This window comes from Flavobacterium channae (assembly GCF_021172165.1).
Taxonomy (GTDB): domain Bacteria; phylum Bacteroidota; class Bacteroidia; order Flavobacteriales; family Flavobacteriaceae; genus Flavobacterium; species Flavobacterium channae.
In genome coordinates, this window is the sequence record NZ_CP089096.1 from 2,490,711 (window position 1) to 2,515,619 (window position 24,909).

Annotated in this window: 21 protein-coding genes and 1 tRNA gene; 10 read left to right on the top strand and 12 right to left on the bottom strand. The window is 32.3% G+C overall.

The features are described 5' to 3' along the window. Positions 1-169 precede the first annotated feature (169 nt). Positions 170-1,273, top strand: coding sequence for a glycosyltransferase family 2 protein (locus LOS89_RS11590; protein ID WP_231835404.1), 1,104 nt, complete (start codon positions 170-172; stop codon positions 1,271-1,273). Here LOS89_RS11590 and LOS89_RS11595 read toward each other — a convergent pair whose 3' ends face one another. Further along, a complete protein-coding gene (locus tag LOS89_RS11595) occupies positions 1,274-1,759 on the bottom strand; it encodes a hypothetical protein (protein ID WP_231835405.1) in 486 nt (161 codons plus the stop codon). Position 1,760: 1 nt separating this feature from the next. Beyond that, positions 1,761-2,378 carry an energy transducer TonB gene (locus LOS89_RS11600; RefSeq protein WP_231835406.1) on the bottom strand — a complete coding sequence of 206 codons (618 nt, stop codon included), beginning with the start codon at positions 2,376-2,378 and terminating at the stop codon, positions 1,761-1,763. 65 nt (positions 2,379-2,443) lie between these two features. On the opposite strand from LOS89_RS11600, the gene LOS89_RS11605 reads away from it, so the two are divergent. Then, positions 2,444-2,941: a DUF456 domain-containing protein gene (locus tag LOS89_RS11605; protein ID WP_231835407.1), complete on the top strand. Its 498-nt coding sequence runs from the start codon at positions 2,444-2,446 to the stop codon at positions 2,939-2,941. Positions 2,942-3,073: 132 nt separating this feature from the next. Further along, on the top strand, positions 3,074-6,316 hold the full coding sequence (locus LOS89_RS11610) for a LamG-like jellyroll fold domain-containing protein (RefSeq protein WP_231835408.1): 3,243 nt from the start codon (positions 3,074-3,076) through the stop codon (positions 6,314-6,316). 240 nt (positions 6,317-6,556) lie between these two features. Here the strand turns inward: LOS89_RS11610 and LOS89_RS11615 are convergent. The 5 genes from LOS89_RS11615 to LOS89_RS11635 form a co-directional block, all read right to left on the bottom strand. Beyond that, positions 6,557-6,633, bottom strand: a tRNA-Asp gene (locus LOS89_RS11615). 86 nt (positions 6,634-6,719) lie between these two features. Next, on the bottom strand, positions 6,720-7,646 hold the full coding sequence (locus tag LOS89_RS11620; RefSeq protein ID WP_231835409.1) for a DUF58 domain-containing protein: 927 nt from the start codon (positions 7,644-7,646) through the stop codon (positions 6,720-6,722). A gap of 90 nt (positions 7,647-7,736) precedes the next feature. Beyond that, positions 7,737-8,330: a hypothetical protein gene (locus LOS89_RS11625; protein ID WP_231835410.1), complete on the bottom strand. Its 594-nt coding sequence runs from the start codon at positions 8,328-8,330 to the stop codon at positions 7,737-7,739. 13 nt (positions 8,331-8,343) lie between these two features. Then, positions 8,344-10,296 carry a phage tail-like protein gene (locus tag LOS89_RS11630; RefSeq protein WP_231835411.1) on the bottom strand — a complete coding sequence of 651 codons (1,953 nt, stop codon included), beginning with the start codon at positions 10,294-10,296 and terminating at the stop codon, positions 8,344-8,346. 145 nt (positions 10,297-10,441) lie between these two features. Next, the gene (locus tag LOS89_RS11635) at positions 10,442-10,939 is read right to left on the bottom strand and encodes a hypothetical protein (RefSeq protein ID WP_231835412.1); all 498 of its coding nucleotides are present in this window, start codon (positions 10,937-10,939) and stop codon (positions 10,442-10,444) included. A 143-nt stretch (positions 10,940-11,082) separates the two neighbouring features. Here LOS89_RS11635 and LOS89_RS11640 point away from each other — a divergent pair, with 143 nt between their 5' ends. After that, complete coding sequence (locus tag LOS89_RS11640) at positions 11,083-11,787, top strand: LytR/AlgR family response regulator transcription factor (protein ID WP_231835413.1); 705 nt, start codon at positions 11,083-11,085, stop codon at positions 11,785-11,787. Between the two features lie 11 nt (positions 11,788-11,798). After that, a complete protein-coding gene (locus tag LOS89_RS11645) occupies positions 11,799-13,850 on the top strand; it encodes a sensor histidine kinase (protein WP_231835414.1) in 2,052 nt (683 codons plus the stop codon). A 46-nt stretch (positions 13,851-13,896) separates the two neighbouring features. On the opposite strand, the gene trxA is transcribed toward LOS89_RS11645, so the two are convergent. From trxA to LOS89_RS11665, 4 genes are all read right to left on the bottom strand, one after another. Beyond that, positions 13,897-14,214 (bottom strand): thioredoxin, encoded by a 318-nt coding sequence (gene trxA / locus LOS89_RS11650; protein ID WP_121312549.1) that lies wholly within the window; start codon positions 14,212-14,214, stop codon positions 13,897-13,899. 108 nt (positions 14,215-14,322) lie between these two features. Then, positions 14,323-14,898: a peroxiredoxin-like family protein gene (locus LOS89_RS11655; RefSeq protein ID WP_231835415.1), complete on the bottom strand. Its 576-nt coding sequence runs from the start codon at positions 14,896-14,898 to the stop codon at positions 14,323-14,325. 66 nt (positions 14,899-14,964) lie between these two features. Then, positions 14,965-19,491 carry a DNA polymerase III subunit alpha gene (gene dnaE / locus LOS89_RS11660; protein WP_231835416.1) on the bottom strand — a complete coding sequence of 1,509 codons (4,527 nt, stop codon included), beginning with the start codon at positions 19,489-19,491 and terminating at the stop codon, positions 14,965-14,967. A gap of 156 nt (positions 19,492-19,647) precedes the next feature. Continuing rightward, on the bottom strand, positions 19,648-20,343 hold the full coding sequence (locus tag LOS89_RS11665) for a DUF6252 domain-containing protein (RefSeq protein ID WP_231835417.1): 696 nt from the start codon (positions 20,341-20,343) through the stop codon (positions 19,648-19,650). Positions 20,344-20,516: 173 nt separating this feature from the next. Between LOS89_RS11665 and LOS89_RS11670 the strand changes: the two genes are divergently transcribed. From LOS89_RS11670 to LOS89_RS11690, 5 genes are all read left to right on the top strand, one after another. Further along, positions 20,517-21,071, top strand: a complete 555-nt coding sequence (locus LOS89_RS11670; protein WP_231835418.1) for a 30S ribosomal protein S16 — start codon at positions 20,517-20,519, stop codon at positions 21,069-21,071. 15 nt (positions 21,072-21,086) lie between these two features. Continuing rightward, on the top strand, positions 21,087-21,614 hold the full coding sequence (gene rimM / locus LOS89_RS11675) for a ribosome maturation factor RimM (protein ID WP_231835419.1): 528 nt from the start codon (positions 21,087-21,089) through the stop codon (positions 21,612-21,614). A gap of 61 nt (positions 21,615-21,675) precedes the next feature. Beyond that, on the top strand, positions 21,676-22,380 hold the full coding sequence (locus LOS89_RS11680) for a tRNA1(Val) (adenine(37)-N6)-methyltransferase (RefSeq protein WP_231835420.1): 705 nt from the start codon (positions 21,676-21,678) through the stop codon (positions 22,378-22,380). A 75-nt stretch (positions 22,381-22,455) separates the two neighbouring features. Continuing rightward, on the top strand, positions 22,456-23,634 hold the full coding sequence (locus LOS89_RS11685) for an acyl-CoA dehydrogenase family protein (protein ID WP_231835421.1): 1,179 nt from the start codon (positions 22,456-22,458) through the stop codon (positions 23,632-23,634). A gap of 124 nt (positions 23,635-23,758) precedes the next feature. Then, a complete protein-coding gene (locus LOS89_RS11690; protein ID WP_231835422.1) occupies positions 23,759-24,541 on the top strand; it encodes a DUF3050 domain-containing protein in 783 nt (260 codons plus the stop codon). Between the two features lie 34 nt (positions 24,542-24,575). Here the strand turns inward: LOS89_RS11690 and LOS89_RS11695 are convergent, their stop codons facing one another. Beyond that, a complete protein-coding gene (locus LOS89_RS11695; protein ID WP_231835423.1) occupies positions 24,576-24,908 on the bottom strand; it encodes a 2Fe-2S iron-sulfur cluster-binding family protein in 333 nt (110 codons plus the stop codon). Position 24,909: the final 1 nt, after the last annotated feature.

Sequence of the window (24,909 nt, forward strand, 5' to 3'; positions counted from 1 at the left end):
CTATTTTCTTTGTGCAAAAACGAAGTTTTCTTTGTCTTCTCAATATTTTTTTTCACTTTTACTATGTTTCTATGTGTTTTAAAATTTAACACATAGCCACAATAGATTTTGATTGTGATGATTTTAGGCGTTTCACTTAACATAACTCACATAGAACTAATTTTTAATTATGCTGGAATTGATTCTCGGAATTGTTTTTCTCATTTACATCCTATTTATTGGGCAGCTTATTTATGGATTTAATAGAATGAAGCGATTTACAAAAAAGGAAATCACTCCAAGAACGTCATTTTCGATTGTGGTTCCGTTTCGAAATGAAAAAGAAAATCTTCCTCATTTATTGCATTCTATTACCAATTTGAATTATCCGAAGGAATTGGTAGAAGTAATCTTAGTGGATGATGATTCTGAAGAAGTATTCAGTGTTCAGTATTCAGTGTTCAGTTTAAAAGTAATTAAGAACGAAAGAAAGTCGAATTCACCAAAAAAAGATGCTATTGAAACTGCCATTAAAATAGCCAAAAACGATTGGATCATTACTACTGATGCCGATTGTTTGGTTCAGAAAAATTGGTTGATTCTTTACGACCAATATATTCAAGAAAATAATGTTGAAATGATTGCATCGGGTGTTTGTTATGTTCCTAAAAATGGGTTTTTAGCTGCATTTCAAAATTTAGATTTTTTAAGTTTACAAGGCGCTACAATCGGAAGCTTTGGAATCAACAAACCTTTTTTGTGTAATGGCGCAAATTTTGCCTATTCTAAAGCTTTTTTTAAGGGTTTGAATGGTTTTCAAGGAAATGAAACCATTGCTAGTGGCGATGATGTTTTTTTGTTACAAAAAGCCATTACTATTGCTCCAAAGAAAGTTGGGTTTTTATTAGCTAAAGAAAGTATTGTTGCAACAAAATCAGTTGATAATTGGACCGAATTATTTCATCAACGTGTAAGATGGGCTTCAAAAAGCACTGCTTATTCTTCATCATATGGAAAGATGTTAGCGATACTAGTTTTTGCAGGAAATTTAAATTGGATTTTGAGCTTTTTACTTTGGTTGCTTGGTTTACTCGACCAAAATCTTTTTATGTTGGTTGTGGCTCTTAAGTTTCTAATTGACTTTATTTTACTTTTAAAAACTGCTAATTTCTTCGAATCGAAATTACAATATATTTTAGCCAGTAGTTTGACTTATCCTTTTTTTAGTGTTTCGGTAGCTTTGTATTCGTTGTTTGGTAAATATAGTTGGAAAGGGAGAAATTTTAAGAAATAATTACTTCTCCATTTTGATAATTACGGGAAGAACAAATTGCGTTTTTACTTTTACACCTCTTTTAATAGCTGGTTCTACCTTTGGAAGATCGGATAATCTTGAAGATAGAATACTGTCAATTTTTGTTTTATCTGCTAAAGGAATACTGTCGTTTGGATATTGCGTTTCGAATTGCAAACTAGAATCCGGATTAACGGTTATTTTTACGTTTATGGTATCAATTTCTGGATATTCAACACGAAAAGTATCAATTCCTATTCTCTCTTGAATTGTTTGAGACAAATAATCAAAAAAACATTGTTTCTTAACTACCTCATCTTTGATTGTATCGCATTGCAAAACCGACGGAAATTCATCAACTTCTTCCCAATTGATTTTTTTTAATTCTTGCTCTAACAATTGCTTTTCATCAGGAACTTGCTTATCGAAGTACTGACAAGATTGAATTACTAAAAGTAAAAGAAATACTTGTATTATTTTTTTCATATTACTCTTGCATCTGAAAGGTTATAGGTATTGCAAACATAATATTTATCGGCTTCCCATCGCAAGTAGCTGGAATAGCTGTTGGTAATAATTTTATAATACGAATAGCTTCTTCTTCTAAAATTAATCCGTTTTTTGGACCAATAGCTTCTTTAACTTGTGGATTCCCCTCTTTATCAATAATAAAATGCACCATAACTCTTCCTTGTAATTCATGATCCATTGCAAATTCAGGGTATCTAAACTTATTATAGATATGCTTTCTTAAGTAGTTATCAAACGATACTTTTTCTTCAATTCCTGTAGTTAAATTTTTTATTTCATAAAAAGGTAATTCTTGAACTATACATTTTGTAAAACCCAACTCATCATCTTTTATAACATTAGTTTGGATTTTAGATTTTTCAATTGAATCGGCTTGTTTTTTTTGTTGTTTTGCAATTTTACTTTCTTCAACACGAACCAAATAATCTTCCCATTCTTTTTTTCTAATTTCTTCGTACTCTCTTTTTTTTTCAGCCAGCTGTTTTAAACGATCTTGGGTAGACATTTTATTGCCTTGTGCAATAACAGGATTAGCAAGTAAAAAAGAAATCAAAAGCAAAAAAACAAATCTCATTGAGGTAATTAATTTAAATTGTATAAAACAAAGTTATAAATTTGTTAGACAATAACTAAAATCTTATGGAATACTTTTTATTGATTTTGGGGTTAGTTCTTATGATTCTTGGAATCATAGGAAGTTTATTACCTGCGTTACCAGGACCACCAATAAGTTGGGTTGGGATTTTACTTCTCTATTTTTGTCCAGGAATGGAAACCAATTATTGGTTACTTGGCATCACCTTAATAATTGCAATAGCTATTGGAATTTTAGATTATGTGATTCCAGCAAAGGGAACTAAATATTTTGGCGGAAGCAAATACGGAATTTGGGGTACTAATATTGGATTAGTAATTGGATTATTTTTTCCTCCTTTTGGGTTTTTAGTCGGACCCTTCTTAGGCGCATTAATTGGTGAATTAATTTACAATTCTAACGAAGGTAAAAGAGCGCTAAAAGCAGCAACTGGTTCTTTTTTAGGATTTTTAGCTGGTACTTTTATAAAACTCTTAGTTAGCTTTCTTTTTATGGGATTATTTTTTGTTTTAGTTTGGCAAAATAGAGCAATTTGGTTTTAAAGCAATATCAAATTTCTAAGGAAAATTAAAGTGTAATCCTTTTCGTATACAAACTTTTGCAGTTCGTCCCAAAGATAATTTTTACTTTATTTTTAACAATATTTTTGCTTCATAACTATAAAACATATTTTTATGAAACACAAGTACCTTTTATTAATTCTATTACTCACAGGTTTGAAGTCATTTTCCCAGACAGATTCTTTTCTGACTTCAACATGTATAGGAACAACTACCAATCCTCAAAACAGATTTTACCAGCCTCAAGTTGCAGACTTTGATGGTGATACAGACAAAGACATTATTGTACTTGATGAGTCTGGAGTGTATCGTTTGTTTACTAATGATGGTTCAAACAATTTTACTCAAACTACAACTTTATCAGGATTAACATGGAGTTCTTTAATCTCTAAAGATATGGATAACGATGGTGACATAGATATTGTAAGTTCTGCGGGTAAAATTTTCATTAACAACGGATCTGCTGTCTTTACTGAATTACCAGGTACTTTTTTTACAGCAACAGGTTCTATTGGTGCATTTAGAGTAGCAGATTTTAACGGAGATACCAAACAAGATATTTTATGGTTAAATGCAACTTCTAATTCTACTACGGTTAATCAAATTTGGTTTAACAATGGAACTACAGGCAATGCAAGTTTTGTTCTTGGAACTGAAATTCAAAATTTAAATGGGTATACTAATTTAGGATCTGTAGCTGGAGATATTGACAACGACGGAGATATTGACCTAGTTTTTTGTCAACAAGGTGGGTGGAACGGAAGAGTCTTTAAGAACAATGGAAGTGGTGTATTTACAAATACTCAAAATTTGCCTACTTATACAGGAGAAGGTTTTTTAGCTGATTGGGATAATGATGGCGATATAGATTTCTTAGCTTATGATTACTATAATAATTGGGGCTTAAGATTATGGAAAAACGATGGTACAGGAACATTTGGTACTGTAAGTACAAATTCTTTAATAACAATGCCTAGTGTAGGAGCTGTTGATAAAATAGTTGATTTAAATGGAGACACTTGGTTAGATGTAGTTTTAAGAAATGGTAGTGGTGCAAGATATTATTTAAACTCAGGTTGTCAACTTACTCTAGCAACTCAGGTTTTATCTAATTCATATAATGGTATTGCTATTAGCGATTTTAACAATGACGGCAAACCTGATTTTTTTAATGCGGCTAGAGACGGACAATCATGCATTAATATTAATGATTTAAATATTCAATCATATGTTGCTATCACTGCTCCTGTAGTTTCAACTCAAGTTAATTATTTTGTTGGTCAGTCGGCATCTCCGCTTGTAGCAACAGGTAATAATATATTATGGTATACAGGTTCTACTGGCGGAACAGGTACTACTACAGCTCCTACACCAAATACAGCATCTGTAGGATCCACATCTTATTGGGTTTCAAACACTAATACTAATGGTTGCGAAAGTGAAAGAATTGAAGTTGTTGTAACAGTTAGTCTACCTGCAACACATTTAAATTTTGACGGTTCAAATGATGCTATAACTGTAACAGGGGTTAATTTTCCTCTTGGAAATACTTCTAGAACAATTGAGGCTTGGATTAAAACTACTCAAAACAATGGTGGCGGAGCAATTATGACTTATGGTAACCTTACTACAAACAATAGATTTGCTCTATATCAAACAGGAGGTAAATTGAATTTTGTTGCTGAAAACAACGACTACAATACAAATGCAACAATTAATGATGGTAATTGGCACCATATTGCAGCTACACATGATGGAACTTCCTTAAAAGTATATTTAGATGGTGTACAAGTAGGGACTTCACAAGCAAAGACATTTAATACTACTGGAAATCAATTTAGTATTGGATACAGAGGAGTAGCATCAGAGTATTTTAATGGAAGTATTGATGAAGTAAGAGTATGGAATGTAGCAAGAACAGCCGAACAAATTAACAGATCAAAAAATTGCGAATTACAAGGAAATGAAACTGGTTTGGTAGCTTATTATAAATTCAACCAAGGTATTGACCAAGCCGACAATACAGCTATTACCACTTTAAATGCTACAACTGGATCTAATGGTACATTATCAAACTTTTCTTTAACAGGAACAACATCAAATTGGTTAGCTGGCTCTCCTGTAATAACTGGTTCAGTAATACCAAGCAATGCTACTGCTACATCTCCTGTTACTTATAATCTAGGAGATACTGCTTCAGCTTTATCTGCAACTACTGGAACAAATGGAACAGGATTAATGTGGTACACATCTGCAACTGGGGGAACTGGCTCTACAACAGCTCCAACTCCTTCTACAACTACTGCAGGTTCTACTTCATATTGGGTTGCTTCAACTAATGCAAATGGTTGTGAAAGCGGAAGAATCGAAATTATTATTACTGTTAATGCAAATGCAACTCATTTAAACTTTGATGGAGCTAATGATATCGTTAACACAGGAAATGGTTTAACAACTTATTTTACAGGTAAAACAGCAGTAACAGTAGAAGCATGGGTTAGACCTGAAACAAATTCTGGTTTAGGTGTAATTGCAGGTAATTATGATTACCCATCATTAGGTCGTGGTTTACAAATGCTATTAAGAAGAGATAATAACGGGTACTCTTTTTGGATTGATGGAGGAAGTGGTTACTCATCTGTAGTAGCATCAAATACAGTAATATTAAATACTTGGCAACATGTTGCAGGTGTTTGGGATGGTACAACTATGAAAATTTATGTAGATGGTACTTTAATTAGTACTACTGCAAAAACAGGAGTAATCCCATTGAAAACAACAGCTTTTGTTATTGGAGGAAATGCTCAAGCTGTTCCTGAAATGTTTAATGGAGATATAGACGAAGTTCGTATTTGGGATATTGCATTAAATCAAACTGATATTCAAAACACTATGAATTGTGAAGCACAAGCACAACCAGAGTTAGTAGCATATTATAAATTTAATCAGGGATTTGACAATGCTAACAATGCTCCTATCACAACATTAGCTGATGAATTAGGCAACTATAATGGAACCTTAACTAACTTTACTTTAACTGGCGCTATGTCAAACTGGGCAGCAGGTTCGCCAGTAACAACCGGAAATACTTGTGCTACATTGAGTAATTCTGATTTTACTAATACAAATAATTCAATTATGATTTATCCTAATCCTTCAAACGGATTACTTACAATAAACACTCCTGAGTCAATTAAAGTAGAAGCTTGGGATGTTTTAGGAAAATTAATATTGAGTTCAGATTTAGAAGCTGGAAGCAACAAAATCGACATTTCAAATCATGCAGCAGGAATTTATATTTTCAAAGCTACATCTGCTAACGGAGAAAGTAAAATTTATAAAGTAATTAAAGAATAAATCCCCTTAAATATTTTTATTAGTTGATTAGAATTAAAGCCGGCTTTATAAGTCGGCTTTTTTATTTCAATAGTTTTATATATAATATTTATAAAATAAAAAAGCCCTGCATCAAATGCAAAGCTTTTCATTGGTCTAACTACTAAACCTTTTGGTACTTTCGTACCTAAACAACACAACTATTTTAAATATTGTAAGAGGGCAAAAAAGCCTTTCTTTTCGAAAGGCTTCCTCTTTTACTGGCGGTCTGGACGGGACTCGAACCCGCGACCCCATGCGTGACAGGCATGTATTCTAACCAACTGAACTACCAAACCAGTGCTTGATTGCGAGTGCAAATATACTACGCTTTTTTAATCTTGCAAATATTTTTTTAAAAAAAATTAAACTTTTTTTACCTGTTTTAGCCAAACTTTTGTTTTTCAACCAAATACGTTAATAAAATTTTTTCAAAATTTTCATCAACTGAAACCGGAACATATCGTATTTGATATTGCATACAGGTTGCTTCTATCGTTTTGAAATAACTTTGTACTTCTTTTTGATACATTTCTTGGGTATTTTCAGCAAATAAATTGATCTCTTCTCCCGTTTCCACATCAATAAACTTACGTGGCGTATTATCAAAACTAAAATTTAACTCCGTTTTTTTATCATAAACATGAAAAACAACTACTCGATGTTTGTTGTGTTTTAAATGCTGCAAAGCTTTAAATATTTTATCGTTGTCTTCACTCTGAAACATGTCGGTAAACAAAATTACCATAGAGCGACGATGAATATTTTCTGCAATTTGGTGTAAAAAAGTAACAGTATCGGTTTTACGAGTTGTTTTGTTTTGCATTAAAACTTCTTCGAGCTTATTTAAAATCATCCTATGATGACGCTCGCTCCCTTTTTCAGGAGAATAATATTCATATATATCCGAATAAACACTCAAACCAACAGCATCCCGTTGTTTTTTAAGCAAGTTCATCAACACAGCCGAAGCCAAGACAGAAAAACCTATTTTATTCTCGTAAAACAGCTGATTTTCCTTCAATTTAGGATAATGCATCGACGAAGAATTATCAATTATCAAATGACAACGTAAATTGGTCTCCTCTTCGTATCGTTTTGTGTACAATCTGTCTGTTTTGGCAAACAATTTCCAATCGATATGCTTGGTACTTTCTCCAGGATTGTAAATTTTATGTTCGGCAAACTCAGCCGAGAATCCATGAAAAGGTGATTTGTGCATTCCAGAAATAAACCCTTCAACAATTTGATTGGCCAATAATTCTAAATGCTCAAAACTGGATATTTTTTCTAAATGCGCCTCTAACTTCATATCGTAAAGATAGTGAAATCTATCAAAAAAGGCCTAACTTTCGTTAGACCTAATTCTACTTAACAAACCCACCCTAAAATCAATAAATCTTTAGTATTTTGTAGAAACAAATAATTCTGCAGATCTAATTTCGGCAATAGCCGTATTTAAAGCTTTTTCTCTAATTACCACCCTCCATTGTCCATTAGGATTTTGATCATTAAACCCATCAAAATCATATACTACTTGATTCGCAAAAATTGAAGCAGAACTAATATCTCCAAACGAAAAATAATTTCCTGTCATATTGTTACTTTGTGTCCAATCATCAAAAGTTAGCGGACCATTATCTGTTAACTTAATATCAATTTCTACTGTACTAGGGGTATATTGAATCATATTTCCCATCAAAGGCAAAACTTGATTAGATGGAGAAATTAAATAAAAATCTAAATTATTTAAATTATAAACCGAAGCTTTTAATTTAAGTTCAATTTCATTCGTTCTTCCTTCTAACCCTGAAACTATTAAATTATCACTTACTTCACCGTAATTCGAATATACTGCCCAATTAGCTCCATCACTAATTGCAACAGATTCTAATGGCGTATAAATAGTTTCTCTATCAACAATCTCTTCCTTTGTACAAGAACAAAGTGTTATAAATATTCCTAATAACCAACTTACTCTTTTAATTGTTTTCATAATATTCTTCAAATTATTTAGTTTCTAACTTCTCTAATCGATTTAATATCTCTTTATTTATAGCTTCTAATTGCTTTATTTTTTCATTTTGTTCTTCGATGATTTGTTGTTGTTCTTGTACTGCTTTCACTAAAGGAACTACAAATTCTGCGTAGCGCAAACCATAAAGACCATCTATTTTTTTTGGCGCATCAATTCCACTAAAATCAAAATTTAAAGATTTTGCTGTTTGAGCAACTTCTTGAGCTATGAAACCAGTTTGTTTAATATTTTCAATATCGTATTTTCCTTCCCAGTCTTCGTTAGCTTCTTGTTTGTCTTTGTAAATAATTGCATTTTGTTTATGAATGTCAAGGTTGTAAGTTACAGGTCTTAATTGTGTTATAAAATTTAACCCCGGAACATCTTCTTTTATATTGTTTTTTATTCGCTGATCGCTATAGGTTGTAAAATTAACTTGCCCACGAATAGAAGCTACACTAGTGTTTCCGATTTCAACCATATTGCTAGTAGAAGTACCTCCCCCTACATTGTAACCAAGTCCAGTATAATTATTTAAAGATGTTGACGATGTTGGATAAACATTATAGCCAACAGCTGTGTTTTGATAGCCCGTAGTATTATTGAACAATGCCCTATTACCAAGTGCTGTATTTCTATAACCAGTGGTATTCGCATTTAATGCATAATTACCTAAAGCTGTATTTTGAATACCATTGCTTGTAGAAGTTGGGTTATTATTCAACAAAGCGTCAACACCAACTGCTACATTATTAGTATCAAAAGCAACATTTCCATTACTAAATTGTTGATTAGACAAGGCTCTATATCCAACTGCTACATTATTACTTGCCATTTTATTATTAAACATTGAACCGTTACCAAATGCAGAATTGTAATTACCATTATTACCATTTAATGCTCTATATCCAAAACCAGAATTATAACTTCCTGATGAATTTCCTAATAAAACTTCTGAACCATGGGCATTATTTTGCGTGCCAGTTGTGTTTCCAAATAAAGACAAGTACCCAAATGCGTTATTGTATTCGCCAGTTGTGTTTGAGGATAATGCACGATCTCCAACTGCACTATTACCACTTCCTGAAGTGTTTTTTGATAAAGTTCTAAAACCTATTGCGGTGTTAAGATTACCTGTATTATTTGCAGGAGTCGAAGACCCTTGTATAGCCTCAAAACCAACAGCTACATTATGATTTTGATAAGCCGTGGCAGTATTATCAGCATATTGCATTGCTCTAACTCCAATAGCTACTCCATTTGATCCAGATTTATTATTAAAATAAGCAAATCTCCCGATAGCTATATTTTCTGTACCAACGGTGTTTTCATACAAAGCACTTGATCCAACAGCAATATTAGAATCCCCACTCGTGTTTTTTTGCAAAGCATAAGACCCTATAGCTGTATTTAAGGCGCCACTATTATTCATAAAAGCTTCAACACCAATCGCAACATTGTGAGAACCAGAATTAACAGCTTGCCCTGTAGTAATGCCTAAAAAAACATTACCTCCTGTTCCTTCTCCAGTATTGGTATCTATTCTTCCTGCATGCTGATTGTTTACACGAAAAAACAACGATTTATCATCAGTAGTTCCTAAAAAATTGGTTGTCGGATTTGTTCCAGTATTCCCAGTTAAACTCCATCCTGAACCATTCCCAAATCCTTTCCAACTCGTAGTTGTATTATCCCAATAATAAAACCCAGGTTGATTTGTTCCAGAAGTTGTAGTTAAATAAACTAGCATTCCTTGCTGTAAAATAGTTGGATTAATTGCTGGAAAAGTATCTATTTTTGGAATTAAAACACCATCAGTATTAGCTGGCACTGCTTGATTACTAGATTTTATTTCTAATTGTGCTGCTGGTGTAGCTGTGTTAATCCCTACTTGAGAATATCCTGCAGTTACAATACCTAATATTAAAAAATAGAACTTCTTCATTTTTTTATTTTTATAGTTGATGCAGCAAATTTCATTCGTTTAATTGCTTTATAAAAAGCAAAAAGGACAAACGACATTTTAAATACACCAACTACATATCGTTTTAAAAAAAACAAAAGCTCTGTAATTACAGAGCTTTTAAAAATTATTTATTTCTTAGTTTTCTTCTTTTAAAGAAATTACTAAAGTCTGGATTATTTATAGGAATTTCATCATCTATTCTACCTAAATTAAGCTCTTCCATTTTAACTTCTTGAAAAGGAATTGACCACACATTTTCATCTTGTGTACCAAAAGAGTTTGTTCTTCCTTTATACATTTTTCCACTAATTACCAATGGTACATCGCAAAATATATGCATTGAACCATTTCTTGAATGTTCTGTTACGTTATAACTAGGATTCTTTACACTAATTATATCTACAATTCTCATATCTAAAACTGAATTTGGAGGTGTAAGAAGATCTACTTCCATATCCGAAAATAATTTTCCATCTAAATCGTAAAAATGAATAACTATTCTTGCGCTTGTATTATTATAATTATGAACATAAAAAGTAGTTCCGGTGTGGGCTTTGTGACCTTCACCAAAAATACCTAGACTATCTTTCCAATATGGAGTTACGTATTTGTACTTACTCATAAGATTATTTTTTATATTTAATAATATCACAAACCTAAATAGCTATTAAAATGAAAACAAAACAAAAAGGACAAACAACATTATAAATACACGAATAAATGTTTTTAGAAGAAATTTTCTATATTTGAGTATAATATTAAAGTATGCAATCATTTAACTGTATAATTGTTGATGATGAAGAAATAGACAGACTCCTGGTTATTTCTTACGTTAAAAGATTTTCAATTTTTCAAATAGTTGGAATATTTGAAACTGCTGAAACTGCATTAGCGTTTTTAGAAACCAATTCAGTTGATATTGCTTTTCTAGACATTGAACTTCCGGGAAAATCTGGCTTAGAGCTTCGTGAAAAAGCAAAAGAAATTCCTGCTTGCGTTTTTATTTCATCTCATACAGAAAGTGCGGCATACACTTTTGAATTACAAACATTAGATTTTATTGTTAAACCGTTTAAATTTCCTCGCTTTGAACAAACTGTACAGCGAATTGTGGAGTTTATGGAAATTAAAACAAAAGCAAGTTTGTTTGAAGCTTCAATAGGTGGTGATGTTATTTACGTAAAATCTGGTCATAGCCAAGTTAAAATTAAACTTCATGAAATATTATATTTAGAAGCTTTAAAAAATTATACCATTTTGGCAACTGAAAACAAAAGACATTGTGTTTTACAAAATTTAGGCGAAATCCTTCAAAATGAAAATTTTCAATCGTTTATAAGAATTCATCGCAGTTTTGCAGTTCAAAAACAATTTATTCAAAAGATTAATAGTCAAGAATTAGTTTTAAAAAACGATGTCTCTATACCTATTGGACGAAGCTTCAAAAATAACTTAAGTTTGGTTTTATGAAAGGCTACTTTTTGTTAATTTTTATATTTTTTTCATGTTTTGTTATTGGACAAAATGAACCAAATCTTACAAAATTTAAAACTCAAAAAGAAAAACTTCAAGCCTGGGCAGATTATTGTGACGAATTTCTTGCCGTTGAAAACTACAAGCAACTAAGAATTGCTGGAAAAAAAGGCATACAACTAACTTCAAAAAATGATTTTTATAACTTGTCACTTTTCAATTTCTATCTAGGTGTTTCATTTGATTATGGCAGTGAAACAGATAGCATATCCTATTATCTAGAAAAATCAGAATTATTTGGAAGAAAAGCTAAAAACAACAAAAGAGTTGTAGAAGCATTAAAACAAATGCTTGTGTGCTATAAAAATTATGGCGCAACCAAAAAAAGAGAGCGTGTTTTAAATGAGCTACAGAATGTTATTGACACTTCAAAAAACGAATTAGAGAAGAGTAAAATCTTAGCTGAAATATCAGATTATTATATTCACATAGGACAATATGAAAAAGGATTACAATATAAAATAGAAGGTTTAGAAAAACGAAAAAAATATTTAAATAAAGGCAATTATAACGATACAATTAATTTTGGTGTACAGTTAGTTAACATATCTGAGCTTTACTACACTATGGATAATCTTCCAAAAAGTTTGGAATATTTAATTGAAAGTGAGCCTTATTTATCAAAATACAAGGAAGGCATTGCTGCTGTTCATAACGATTTTATTTCTATTTATTTAAAGCAAAATAATTTAATAAAAGCAGAAGACAGATATTCTAAGTTTAAGTTATTTTTAAAAACTGTTGATTTAGGTGATTGTTTTGAATATTTTATTCAGAGTAATTTACTTTTTTCAAATTATTACTTAGAAAAAAATCAACCTATAAAAGCGCTATTCTACGCTAACCAAGCCAATTCTAATGTAGAAAAATACGCAAGTGATTTCACTAAAGCACAAGTAAATCAAACTTTTGGTAAAATTTATTTATTCCAAAAAGATTATAAAAAAGCATTACCATATTTGATTTCGTCAGAACCTATTATAAGAGAAGACTCTCCAGAAGCAAACTGTGTTTTACAAAAATTATTAGCACAAACTTATTTAGGCATCGGAAACACCAAACAAGCCTATTTTCATTTAAACAATTATGCCGCATTACAAGAAACCTTATTAGCAGAAAAAACAAAAAAGAATCTTGCAGAAATGGAAGCCAAGTACCAAAATAGTGTAAAAAAACAAGAAATAGCAAACAAAAACCTTCAAATAGACGTCGCTAATAAACAAAAATACTATTTAATTGCAGGTCTTTTATTATTAACTATAATTGGAGGCTTACTATATTATCAAAACCTAAACAGAAAAAAATCGAATCAAAAACTGCTTCTTTTAAATAACGAACTTGAAGAAGCCAACAACGCTAAACTGCGATTTCTAAACATTTTAAATCACGATTTAAGAAGTCCGGTTGCAACGTTAATTCAATTTTTACATCTAAAAAAAGAAAGTCCAGACTTATTAGATGAGGAAAGTAAAGCGCGTTTGGAACAAAAAACAATTGATGGAGCGGAAAATCTTCTTAACTCAATGGAAGACATTTTGTTGTGGAGCAAAGGACAAATGGAAAACTTTAAACCGCAACCAGAAAAAATCAATATTTCTGATTTATTTCATGATATTAAAAATCATTTTTCTAGCGCTGAAAATATTGCCATTCAATTTGAAAACAATTCAAATATAAAATTGTTTACCGATCAGAATTTCCTTAAAACCATCATGCGAAATTTAACCGGAAACGCTATAAAAGCGCTTGAAGGCATTGATAACCCAACTATCAACTGGAAAGCTTGGAATGAAAATAACAGAACATTTATTTCCATTACTGATAATGGCAAAGGAGCATCAATAGAACAATTTAAAGCACTTTATGATGAAAAAGAAATTGTTGGAATTAAAACAGGGCTTGGACTTCATTTAATTCGTGATTTAGCTAAAATGATTGATTGTGAAATTAGCCTAGAAACATCGGAAAACAAAGGAACCAAAGTTGTTTTAAGAATATAAAAAAAGGCCCAACATACGTTGAGCCTTTTTTCTTCTTTTTCAAATATTATAATAATGCATCAATTGCATCTGTATAAGTCTTTTTAGGAGCAACTCCTACTTGTCTTCCAACAACTTCTCCGTTTTGAAATACTAATACTGTAGGAATGTTACGAACTCCGTATTTTGCAGCAAATTCTTGGTTTGCATCTACGTCAACTTTACCAACTACTGCTTTACCTTCATATTCTGAAGAAATTTCGTCGATAACTGGACCAACCATTCTACATGGACCACACCAAGCTGCCCAAAAATCTACTACTACTGGTTTATCTGATTTTAATACTACTTCATCAAAAGTAGCATCTGTAATTGCTAATGCCATATTTTTAAATTTTAATTTACTTTATTGAGTAACAAAAATAGCTATTTATTTTTTACTAAACCAAAAACTCAAATTGCTTTTATTTATTAGAGTATATACAAAACTGATTTATAATGCTTTTAACACAGCTAATAGTACATTTCCTTCTAATCGCTTTGAATAATTAGGATTTATGTATAAAAATTCAATTTCTTGTTTTTCATTTAAAACATAAATCGTTGGAACTGGTAAAAATCCTGGATTTTTATCTTCCGAATATTTCTTTAAAAACCCTTTTTCATTTTTAAAAGCAATGCCTAAAGCTTGAGCAAATTTCCCTTCACTATCAGAATACAATTGATATTTCAATTCTTTTTTATCTTCAGTTTGCTTTAAAAAAGATGGTGCATCAGGACTAACTGCTACAACTTGATAACCCAATTCAATTAACTGATTTTCTATTTCTTGCATATCCGCTAATTGTGAATTACAATACGGACACCAACCTCCTCTATATACAACTAAAACAGTTTTTTTATTAAAAATTTTGTTGCTAGTAACCTCTTTTCCGTTGCTATCATGCAATGGAATATTTGGTATTTTTTCTCCTATTAATAATGGCGAAATGTTTTCTGGAGCATCGGCAATTTGAGCAAAAGAGTTTATAGCAAAACTCAATACAATTAATGTTATAATTTTTTTCATAGTGATATTTATTTATAACACAAATTTCGAGTTTAACACGAAAACAAAATGTTAGCTAAACAACAATTAGTTCAATTTAAAATTAATTTGCATTTTTTCTAACTCTTGAAGCAATTCAGAAGAAATTTTAACCTTAAGTTTTCTACTTGGCATTGAAAGTTTTGTTTTCACAATAATTTCTTCTCTTTCTACAGGAATTTCCATCTCCATTTCTGGAAGTTCTCCAGTTTCATCTAAAACATCATCATCTATCTCAATTGTTGCAGGAGCAACCGGAACATCTTCAACAATTCTTTTAATTCGTTCCAATTCCATTACCTCAAAAGTTACCGAATTATCACCTTTGTTTTCTGAAAACACCCTGTTCAATTCAGCAATTAAGTTTTCTTTCAATTCATTAATTGGGAACATTAAAATTAATTTCTTGGCAAATGTTGGTAAAACATCAGCTAACATCTTTGCGTCTAAAAACTGAATTCTCGGATCTGATTTTTTACCTGTTTCTCTATTAACCCAACCTTCTTTTACATTTATTTTAAAGAATACAAATTGATTTTGTAACAAAAAATGTCTGTATTTCAAATACTCTTCGTCAAATATTCTGAACTCGTAACTTTCGTCATAACCTTCTAAATTGAAGGTTGCCCAACCTTTTCCGTTTTTTGCTGTTCGATGTTGAACATTGGTAACAATTCCTCCAAAAGAAAGGTTTTTACCTAAATGTTGTTCAAGATTTTTAAGCGATTCTAACTTAGCATTACAGAAATATTTCATTTCAAATTTATAATCATCCAGAGGATGACCCGAAATATAGATTCCAACTACTTCTTTTTCTTTTGCTAATTTTTCCATTGTACTCCATTCTTCAGATGGTGGCACTTGAGGCTCAGCAATTTGTACTTCAGAAGTATCCCCAAACAAACTTACTTGAGAAGAATTTTCATTTTCTTGAAATTTAGCTCCATAACGAATTGCTTTTTCTAAGAAAGTAATTCCGTCACCATCATGATGAAAATATTGGGCACGATGTGTATCTGAAAATCCATCAAAACCTCCAGCCAAAGCTAAGTTTTCGAAAGCTTTTTTATTGGCAGCACGTAAATCGATACGTTTTGCTAAATCAAAAATCGATTTGTATTTCCCGTCTTTTCTATTGTCTACAATTGTTTGAACAGCTCCAGCACCAACACCTTTAATAGCTCCCATTCCGAATCGTACTGCATAATCTTCATTAACCGTAAATTTATAGTACGATTCATTCACATCTGGACCTAATACAGCTAATCCCATTCGTTTACATTCTTCCATAAAAAACGACACTTGTTTGATATCGTTCATGTTATTTGAAAGCACCGCAGCCATATATTCCGCAGGATAATGCGCTTTTAAATAAGCAGTTTGATAAGCAATCCAAGCATAACAAGTAGAGTGCGATTTATTGAATGCATAACTTGCAAAGGCTTCCCAGTCGGTCCAAATTTTATCTAATTTTTGTTCGTCGTGACCGTTTGCTTTAGCTTGATCAATGAACTTAGATTTCATTTTATCTAAGACATCTTTCTGTTTTTTACCCATTGCTTTACGAAGTACGTCGGCATCACCTTTTGAGAAATTTGCCAATTTTTGCGACAAAAGCATTACCTGCTCTTGGTAAACCGTAATTCCGTAAGTTTCAGATAAATATTCTTCACAAGCATCCAAATCGTATGTAATTGGTTCTTCACCATTTTTTCTACGAACGAATGAAGGAATATACTCCAATGGTCCTGGTCGATAAAGCGCATTCATAGCAATTAAATCTCCAAAAACATTAGGTTTTAAGTCCTTCATGTATTTCTGCATTCCAGGTGATTCGTATTGGAAAATACCAACTGTTTCACCTCTTTGGAACAACTCATATGTTTTAATATCATCAATCGGAAATTCGTCAGGATTCAATTCAATTCCTGTGCGATATTTTACCAATTTAACGGTGTCTTTAATTAAGGTAAGGGTTTTTAATCCCAAGAAGTCCATCTTTAACAAACCTGCACTTTCAGCAACTGAGTTGTCAAATTGGGTTACATATAAATCGGAATCTTTCGCGGTGGTAACTGGAACGAAATTGGTAATATCATCTGGTGTAATGATAACTCCACAGGCATGAATTCCTGTATTTCGCATAGAACCTTCTAACACTTTTGCCTGCTGAATGGTTTCTCCTGCTAAATCTTCTGAATTGGCAATTTCGATTAACTCTTTAACTTTGTCAAACTCTTCTGATCGAAGTGCCTTTTTTACTTCACTTTCATCTTCTGCTAAAAATCGTGCTAAATTCCATTTAGAAGGCATCATACCTGGAATCAATTTAGCAATTCTGTCAGCTTCAAAAAGAGGTAAATCCAATACACGAGCAGTATCTCGAATGGCCGATTTAGTTGCCATTTTACCATAAGTGATAATTTGCGCAACTTGATTAGCACCATATTTATTGATTACATAATCCATAACACGACCACGACCTTCATCATCAAAATCGATATCAATATCGGGCATGGATACACGGTCAGGATTTAAGAAACGCTCAAAAAGCAAATCGTATTTGATTGGATCAATATTCGTAATCCCCAAACAATACGCAACAGCAGAACCTGCAGCAGAACCACGTCCTGGCCCAACGGAAACATCCATTTTTCTAGCTTCTGCAATGAAATCCTGCACAATTAAGAAATAACCCGGATAACCTGAGTTAGAAATTGTAAGCAATTCAAAATCCAAACGTTCTTGAATTTCAGGTGTGATTTCACCGTAGCGTTTTTTGGCTCCTTCCATGGTTAAATGCTTCAAATAAGCATTTTCACCTCTTACACCTCCGTCTACTTTATCTTCTTCAACTTCAAATTCATCAGGAATTTTAAATTTTGGAAGTAATACATCTCTATATAAGGAATAGGGTTCAACTTTATCGATAACTTCTTGAATATTGATAATAGCTTCAGGTAAATCAGCAAAAAGTTGCTTCATTTCATCACCCGATTTAAAATAATATTCTTGATTCGGTAATCCGTAACGATAGCCGCGACCACGACCAATAGGAGTCGCTTGTTTCTCACCATCTTTTACACACAATAAAATATCATGTGCATTGGCATCTTCCTTATTTACGTAATAGGTATTATTAGTAGCAATTAGCTTTACATTGTGTTTTTTTGCGAAAGCAATTAATGTTTGATTAACACGATTTTCATCTTCTTGCTTGTGACGCATTAATTCCAAATAAAAATCAGAACCAAACTGTTCTTTCCACCAAACTAAAGTTTCTTCTGCTTGGCTTTCACCAATATTTAAAATCTTACTTGGAATTTCACCATATAAATTTCCGGAAAGAACAATAATATCTTCTTTATATTTTTCAACGATAGTTCTATCAATTCTTGGCACATAATAAAAACCATCTGTGTAGGCAATAGAAGACATTTTGGCTAAATTATGATAGCCATTTTTATTTTTAGCTAATAGGACAACTTGATAGCCATTGTCTTTTTTGGTTTTGTCTTTATGATCGTCACAAATATTGAACTCGCAACCTACAATAGGCTTTATTTCAACATCTGTAGGTTCCTCTCCCGATTCTATCGCAGCTTCAATAGCTGGTTTTACAGCTTTATTATGATTTAAAACTGCGCTTACAAAATGGAAAGCTCCCATCATATTACCAGTGTCAGTCATAGCAACCGCTGGCATTTTAAATTTAGCCGAAGCTTTAACTAAATCATTAATACCAATAGTAGATTGTAAAACCGAAAACTGGGTATGATTATGCAAATGAGCAAATGCCGCATCTTTTAAATCTGATTTTACTTCATCAGAAATAATAGTTTGAGCTTGTTCTTGTTCAATTTTCTTTAAACGAGCTCTTATTTCATCAGAAGCTTGTTTTAGATTGATATGTTTTAACCCAATTAGCTGAATTTCACCTAAATTTCTTTCGCGAAAACTTCTAAAATATTCAGGTGCAACATCTAATTCTTCTTTAGTAAAAACTTCTCGCTTTATTAACTCTAAAAAGCATCGCGTTGTTGCTTCAACATCGGCTGTTGCATTATGTGCTTCAGCAAAAGGTTGGTTAAAAAGATATTGATGTAACTCTGTTAGTGTTGGTAATTTAAATTTACCTCCACGACCCCCAGGTAATTTCAACAAATTAGCGGTAACTTCAGTACAAGTATCCAAAACTGGCATTGTTGCTAAATCTGATCCAATATTCAAACGATGAAATTCACATCCCATAATATTAACATCAAATCCAACATTTTGTCCTACAACAAACTTTGTTTTTGACAGCGCAATATTAAATTTCTCTAAAACTTCAGATAGAGAAATTCCTTGCTCCATTGCCAATTCAGTAGAAATACCATGAACTCGTTCCGCATCATACGGAATATTAAAACCCTCAGGTTTTACCAAATAATCTTGATGCTCTATTAAATTTCCCATTTCATCGTGCAATTGCCATGCAATTTGAATACAACGTGGCCAGTTGTCAGTATCGGTAATAGGTGCCGACCAACTACGAGGTAATCCTGTGGTTTCTGTATCGAAAATTAAGTACATCTATCTGAATATTAAGCTAAAGAGAAACTGCAAAAACAGTTTTTGCATGAAAACAAAAATACATTTTAAGTTACGGAATGACAATTTAAGTTATCAACAAAAAACAAAAAACCACCTGAATTTCTCCAGATGGTTTTGAATATTTTTAATGATACCTTAAAAACTTGAAAGCGGGATTTTATAGAAAACTCCTTCTGAAAAAGTAATTACATCACCATTCTCATTAACAGCGTTGAATTTATATGTTCCAGTGAACAAACCATTTTCTACTTCTTCAATTTTAATTTCTCCATTACTTTGTTGGATATTTAACACTCTAAAAGTTGCATTATTATTTCCTCCAACAATTGTGATAAGATCACCTGGTGTATAACCAACTCCTCTTGCCACAACAGTAATTGCAGTTACCGTTCCATTTGTAGTTTGAGTCGCTACTCTTAATCCAGAACCAGTTCCACCTGTAGTTTGAGCTCCACCTGTATTTGTTTGATAACCTGTTCCTCTATTAATCATGTTAGAAACTTTAAAAGCTGGTCCAGTATACAAACCTGTATCATAATAATCCGAAACACCATCTACATCATTAGAATAAGATGCAAAATTATTTTGGTTAGTTGTTCCTAAAACATAAGTACCAGGATTTGTACTTGACGTTTCTAAAGTAACCGTTTCATATTGATTATAAGCAGTAATTGTCATAGCTCCGCTAGCATCTACAGAAACTCTTGCTTCATTTGCTCTCCAATAAACATCATTTTGCTTTGCTTGAAAAGAAGGATTATTAGATTGAAGATTTTCCTCGCAAGAAGACATCATTACAACCAAAGCCAATAAAGAAACTATTTTTTTCATCTTAATTTTAAGTTCGTTTTACATGTGGGTAACAAAAATAACTTTTTTATTGAATATAATATCATTTCTTTAAAAAAATATTTTTTGCATTCATATTAATTTGTATTGCAAAGTTTTATATATTTGCACCCTTAAATAACCGAGGTCGAGAACCTCAAATTAATCACAAGATTATGTCAGTAAAAATTAGATTACAAAGACACGGAAAAAAAGGGAAACCTTTTTATTGGGTTGTTGCAGCAGATGCAAGATCAAAAAGAGATGGTAAATTCTTAGAAAAATTAGGAACTTACAATCCAAACACTAATCCAGCAACTATCGATTTAAATATCGAGAAAGCAGCTCAATGGTTATTCAATGGTGCTCAACCAACGGATACTGCAAGAGCAATTTTATCTTACAAAGGTGCTTTATTAAAACACCACTTAGATGGAGGAGTTCGTAAAGGTGCTTTAACTCAAGAGCAAGCTGACGCTAAATTAGCTGCTTGGTTAGAAGAAAAAGCTGGAAAAGTTGATGCTAAAAAAGCTGGTTTATCAAAAGCTGATGCTGATGCTAAAGCTAAAGCTTTAAAAGCTGAAAAAGAAGCAAACGAAAAACGTATTGCTGCTCAAGCTGAGGCTGCAAAAGCTGCTGAAGCTACAGAAGAAGTTGCTGAAGAAGTAGTTGAGGCTGCTGCTGAGGAAGCTCCTGCTGTTGAAGAAAACAACGAAGAAACAGAAGCTTAATATTATAGCGATTCCATGCGTAAAGAAGATTGTTTCTATTTAGGTAAAATCGCGAAAAAATTTAGTTTCAAGGGTGAAGTATTGGCGTATTTAGACACCGACGAACCCGAAATGTATCAAAATTTGGAATCAGTTTTTGTTGAAATCAACAAAAGTCTGGTTCCATTTTTTATTGAAACTAGTTCACTTCATAAAGAAAAATTCTTGCGTATTCGTTTTGAAGACATTCAAACGGAAGAAGAAGCGGATGAAATTATGGGAAGTGAATTATATCTTCCACTTTCAATGTTACCCAAACTTGAAGGAACTCAATTTTACTATCACGAAGTAATTGGATTTGATGTAATTGACACTCGTTTAGGTAATATTGGACAAATAACTTCAATTAATGATAGCGGTGCTCAACCACTTTTTGAAATTGATCATAATGGAACCGAAATTCTAATTCCACTTATCGACGATTTCATCATTGCACTTGACAGAGAAAACAAAACCATTACTTTAGAAACTCCTGAAGGATTGGTTGACCTTTATTTACAATAGTTGACAGTCGCAGTCACAGTTTTTAGTTTTTTAAATTGTTTAAATTCATTCCTTATTCATTTTGTTCAAATTCAAACAATTTTCAGTTAATCAAGACCGTTGCGCTATGAAAATAGGCACTGATGGTGTTTTGCTTGGTGCTTGGACTCCGTTAATTAACAATCCCTATAATGTGTTAGATATTGGAGCTGGAACAGGAATATTGTCATTGATGTTAGCGCAAAGAAGCAACGCCGAACAAATTGATGCCATTGAAATTGACGAAAACGCATACGAACAATGTGTTGAAAATTTTGAAGCTTCACCTTGGAGTGATAAATTATTTTGTTTTCATGCGGGTTTAGATGAATTTGTAGACGAACCTGAAGATGAATACGATTTGATTATTTCTAATCCGCCTTTTTATACTGATGATTATAAATCAGATAACACTTCAAGAGATTTAGCTCGATTTGAAGACGCTCTACCTTTTGAAGAATTGATTGATGCAGCCGCATTATTGCTTTCAGATAACGGAATTTTTTCTGTAATTATTCCTTACAAAGAAGAAGAACGATTTATTACAATGTGTAAAGAAGTCGATTTGTTTCCTTTAAAAATTACTCGTGTAAAAGGAACACCAACTTCAGAAATTAAAAGAAGTTTACTAGCCTTCTGTAGATTAGAACAAACTCCTTTAATAGACGAACTTACCATTGAAATTTCACGCCATCAATATACTACAGAATATACAGAATTGACGAAAGATTTTTATTTGAAGATGTAATTTAAAAATTATAACATTTGTTAATTGATTTGTTAAAAATCTTTACTTACTTTTGTCACTTTCAAATCAAAAACTATGAGACCAGACTTATTTCAATCTCCAGATTATTATTTATTAGACGAATTATTATCTGACGAACATAAAATGGTACGTGATGCTGCACGTGCTTGGGTTAAAAAAGAAGTATCTCCAATTATTGAAGAGTACGCACAAAGAGCAGAATTTCCACACCAAATCGTAAAAGGTTTAGGAGAAATCGGTGGTTTTGGTCCTTACATACCAGTTGAATATGGTGGTGCTGGATTAGATCAAATTTCTTATGGATTAATCATGCAAGAAATTGAAAGAGGTGATTCGGGTGTACGTTCGACTTCTTCGGTTCAATCTTCATTGGTAATGTATCCAATTTGGAAATACGGAAACGAAGAACAAAGAATGAAATATTTACCAAAATTAGCCACAGGAGAAATGATTGGTTGTTTTGGTTTAACTGAGCCAGATTACGGTTCAAATCCAGGTGGAATGGTAACTAATTTTAAAGATATGGGCGATCATTATCTTTTAAATGGTGCTAAAATGTGGATTTCGAATGCACCGTTTGCTGACATTGCAGTAGTTTGGGCTAAAAACGAAGAAGGAAGAATTCACGGTTTAATCGTGGAAAGAGGAATGGAAGGTTTTTCAACTCCAGAAACTCACAATAAATGGTCATTAAGAGCTTCTGCTACTGGAGAGCTTATTTTTGACAACGTAAAAGTTCCAAAAGAAAACTTATTACCAAACAAATCCGGATTAGGAGCGCCACTTGGATGTTTAGATTCAGCTCGTTATGGAATTGCTTGGGGAGCGATTGGAGCAGCAATGGATTGTTATGATACTGCTTTACGTTATTCAAAAGAAAGAATTCAGTTTGACAAACCAATTGGAGCTACTCAATTACAACAAAAGAAATTAGCTGAAATGATTACTGAAATCACGAAAGCACAATTGTTAACTTGGAGATTGGGAGTTTTAAGAAACGAAGGAAAAGCTACTTCGGCTCAAATTTCGATGGCAAAAAGAAACAACGTTGATATGGCGTTAACGATTGCTCGTGATGCACGTCAAATGCTAGGTGGAATGGGAATTACAGGTGAATATTCAATCATGAGACACATGATGAATTTAGAATCTGTAGTGACTTACGAAGGAACTCACGACATTCACTTGTTAATTACAGGTATGGATGTAACTGGTTTCCCTGCATTCAAATAATTAAACAATAGATAAAATTGATACAAAATGCTTCTCTTTTTAGGGAAGCATTTTTACATTTGTAGTGTACAGATTCGAAACCAAAAGAAGTTAGAATTTCGTATATAGAAATAAAAATTGCCCTATGAATATTCAAACCATAAACCAATCGATTCAAAGTCAGAAAGAACAATTGTTAAACCATTCGTTATACAACAAAGTTAAAACGATTGACGATTTACATTGTTTTTTAGAAAACCACATTTATGCGGTTTGGGATTTTATGTCATTACTAAAAGCCTTGCAAAATAAGTTAACTTGTACTACTACACCTTGGTTGCCAATTGGAAATCCAGAGATTCGTTATTTAATTAACGAAATAGTTGTAGCCGAAGAAACCGATTTAACTATTGATGGAACACGTCAAAGTCATTTTGAGATGTATTTGGATGCGATGACACAATGTGGTGCTTCAACAAATCAAATTAATGCGTTTTTGAAAAATGTAGAAGAAACGAAAAACATATTTGTATCGATAAAACAAAGCGATTTACATCCGAGTGTGAAAGCGTTTTTGGATTTTACTTTCCGTGTGATTGAACAAGGAAAACCGCATGAGATTGCAGCTGCTTTTACTTTTGGAAGAGAAGATTTGATTCCGAATATGTTTACCGAAATCTTGAAAAACTTTCAGCAAAACTTCCCTGAAACCAATTTATCAAAACTAATTTATTATTTCGAAAGACATATTGAATTAGACGCTGATGAACACGGTCCAATGGCAATGCAAATGATTACAGAACTTTGTGGTGATTCGGAACAAAACTGGAAAGAAGTAGAAGAAGTTTCGGTTTTAGCTTTAGAAAAAAGAATTGGACTTTGGGATGCTATTGAAGAACAAGTAGAACACAAACATGAATTAGTATAAAAATAAAAGCGAGAATTTCTTCTCGCTTTTATTTTTATTGTTCAGGTGCTATTTCAATTTCCAATCCTTCTAAATCTTCAGTAATTGGAATTTGACAACCTAATCTCGAATTATCTTTTACATGATAGGCTTCCCAAAGCATTGCTTCTTCATCAGGATTGCGTTCTAATGAAACTACATCGTTTAAAACATAGCATTGACAAGAAGCGCACATTGCCATTCCGCCACAAACACCAACAGTTCCTTCTTCTGCTAATTCATACGAACGAATTAACTCCATAATGTTCATATTCATGTCAGTTGGCGCTAACACTTCATGTCGAACCCCGTTTCTGTCGGTTATAAAAATAGTTACGTCTTGACTCATA

Excerpts from the sequence above, each read along its gene's own strand:
- LOS89_RS11635 (WP_231835412.1), bottom strand. The coding sequence starts at position 10,939 with ATGAGTAAGTACAAATACGTAACTCCATATTGGAAAGATAGTCTAGGT.
- LOS89_RS11595 (WP_231835405.1), bottom strand. The coding sequence starts at position 1,759 with ATGAAAAAAATAATACAAGTATTTCTTTTACTTTTAGTAATTCAATCT.
- dnaE (WP_231835416.1), bottom strand. The coding sequence starts at position 19,491 with ATGTACTTAATTTTCGATACAGAAACCACAGGATTACCTCGTAGTTGG.
- LOS89_RS11600 (WP_231835406.1), bottom strand. The coding sequence starts at position 2,378 with ATGAGATTTGTTTTTTTGCTTTTGATTTCTTTTTTACTTGCTAATCCT.
- LOS89_RS11690 (WP_231835422.1), top strand. The coding sequence starts at position 23,759 with ATGAATATTCAAACCATAAACCAATCGATTCAAAGTCAGAAAGAACAA.
- LOS89_RS11655 (WP_231835415.1), bottom strand. The coding sequence starts at position 14,898 with ATGAAAAAAATTATAACATTAATTGTATTGAGTTTTGCTATAAACTCT.
- LOS89_RS11610 (WP_231835408.1), top strand. The coding sequence starts at position 3,074 with ATGAAACACAAGTACCTTTTATTAATTCTATTACTCACAGGTTTGAAG.
- rimM (WP_231835419.1), top strand. The coding sequence starts at position 21,087 with ATGCGTAAAGAAGATTGTTTCTATTTAGGTAAAATCGCGAAAAAATTT.
- LOS89_RS11620 (WP_231835409.1), bottom strand. The coding sequence starts at position 7,646 with ATGAAGTTAGAGGCGCATTTAGAAAAAATATCCAGTTTTGAGCATTTA.
- LOS89_RS11630 (WP_231835411.1), bottom strand. The coding sequence starts at position 10,296 with ATGAAGAAGTTCTATTTTTTAATATTAGGTATTGTAACTGCAGGATAT.
- LOS89_RS11605 (WP_231835407.1), top strand. The coding sequence starts at position 2,444 with ATGGAATACTTTTTATTGATTTTGGGGTTAGTTCTTATGATTCTTGGA.
- LOS89_RS11625 (WP_231835410.1), bottom strand. The coding sequence starts at position 8,330 with ATGAAAACAATTAAAAGAGTAAGTTGGTTATTAGGAATATTTATAACA.
- LOS89_RS11640 (WP_231835413.1), top strand. The coding sequence starts at position 11,083 with ATGCAATCATTTAACTGTATAATTGTTGATGATGAAGAAATAGACAGA.
- LOS89_RS11670 (WP_231835418.1), top strand. The coding sequence starts at position 20,517 with ATGTCAGTAAAAATTAGATTACAAAGACACGGAAAAAAAGGGAAACCT.
- LOS89_RS11685 (WP_231835421.1), top strand. The coding sequence starts at position 22,456 with ATGAGACCAGACTTATTTCAATCTCCAGATTATTATTTATTAGACGAA.
- LOS89_RS11590 (WP_231835404.1), top strand. The coding sequence starts at position 170 with ATGCTGGAATTGATTCTCGGAATTGTTTTTCTCATTTACATCCTATTT.
- LOS89_RS11695 (WP_231835423.1), bottom strand. The coding sequence starts at position 24,908 with ATGAGTCAAGACGTAACTATTTTTATAACCGACAGAAACGGGGTTCGA.
- trxA (WP_121312549.1), bottom strand. The coding sequence starts at position 14,214 with ATGGCATTAGCAATTACAGATGCTACTTTTGATGAAGTAGTATTAAAA.
- LOS89_RS11665 (WP_231835417.1), bottom strand. The coding sequence starts at position 20,343 with ATGAAAAAAATAGTTTCTTTATTGGCTTTGGTTGTAATGATGTCTTCT.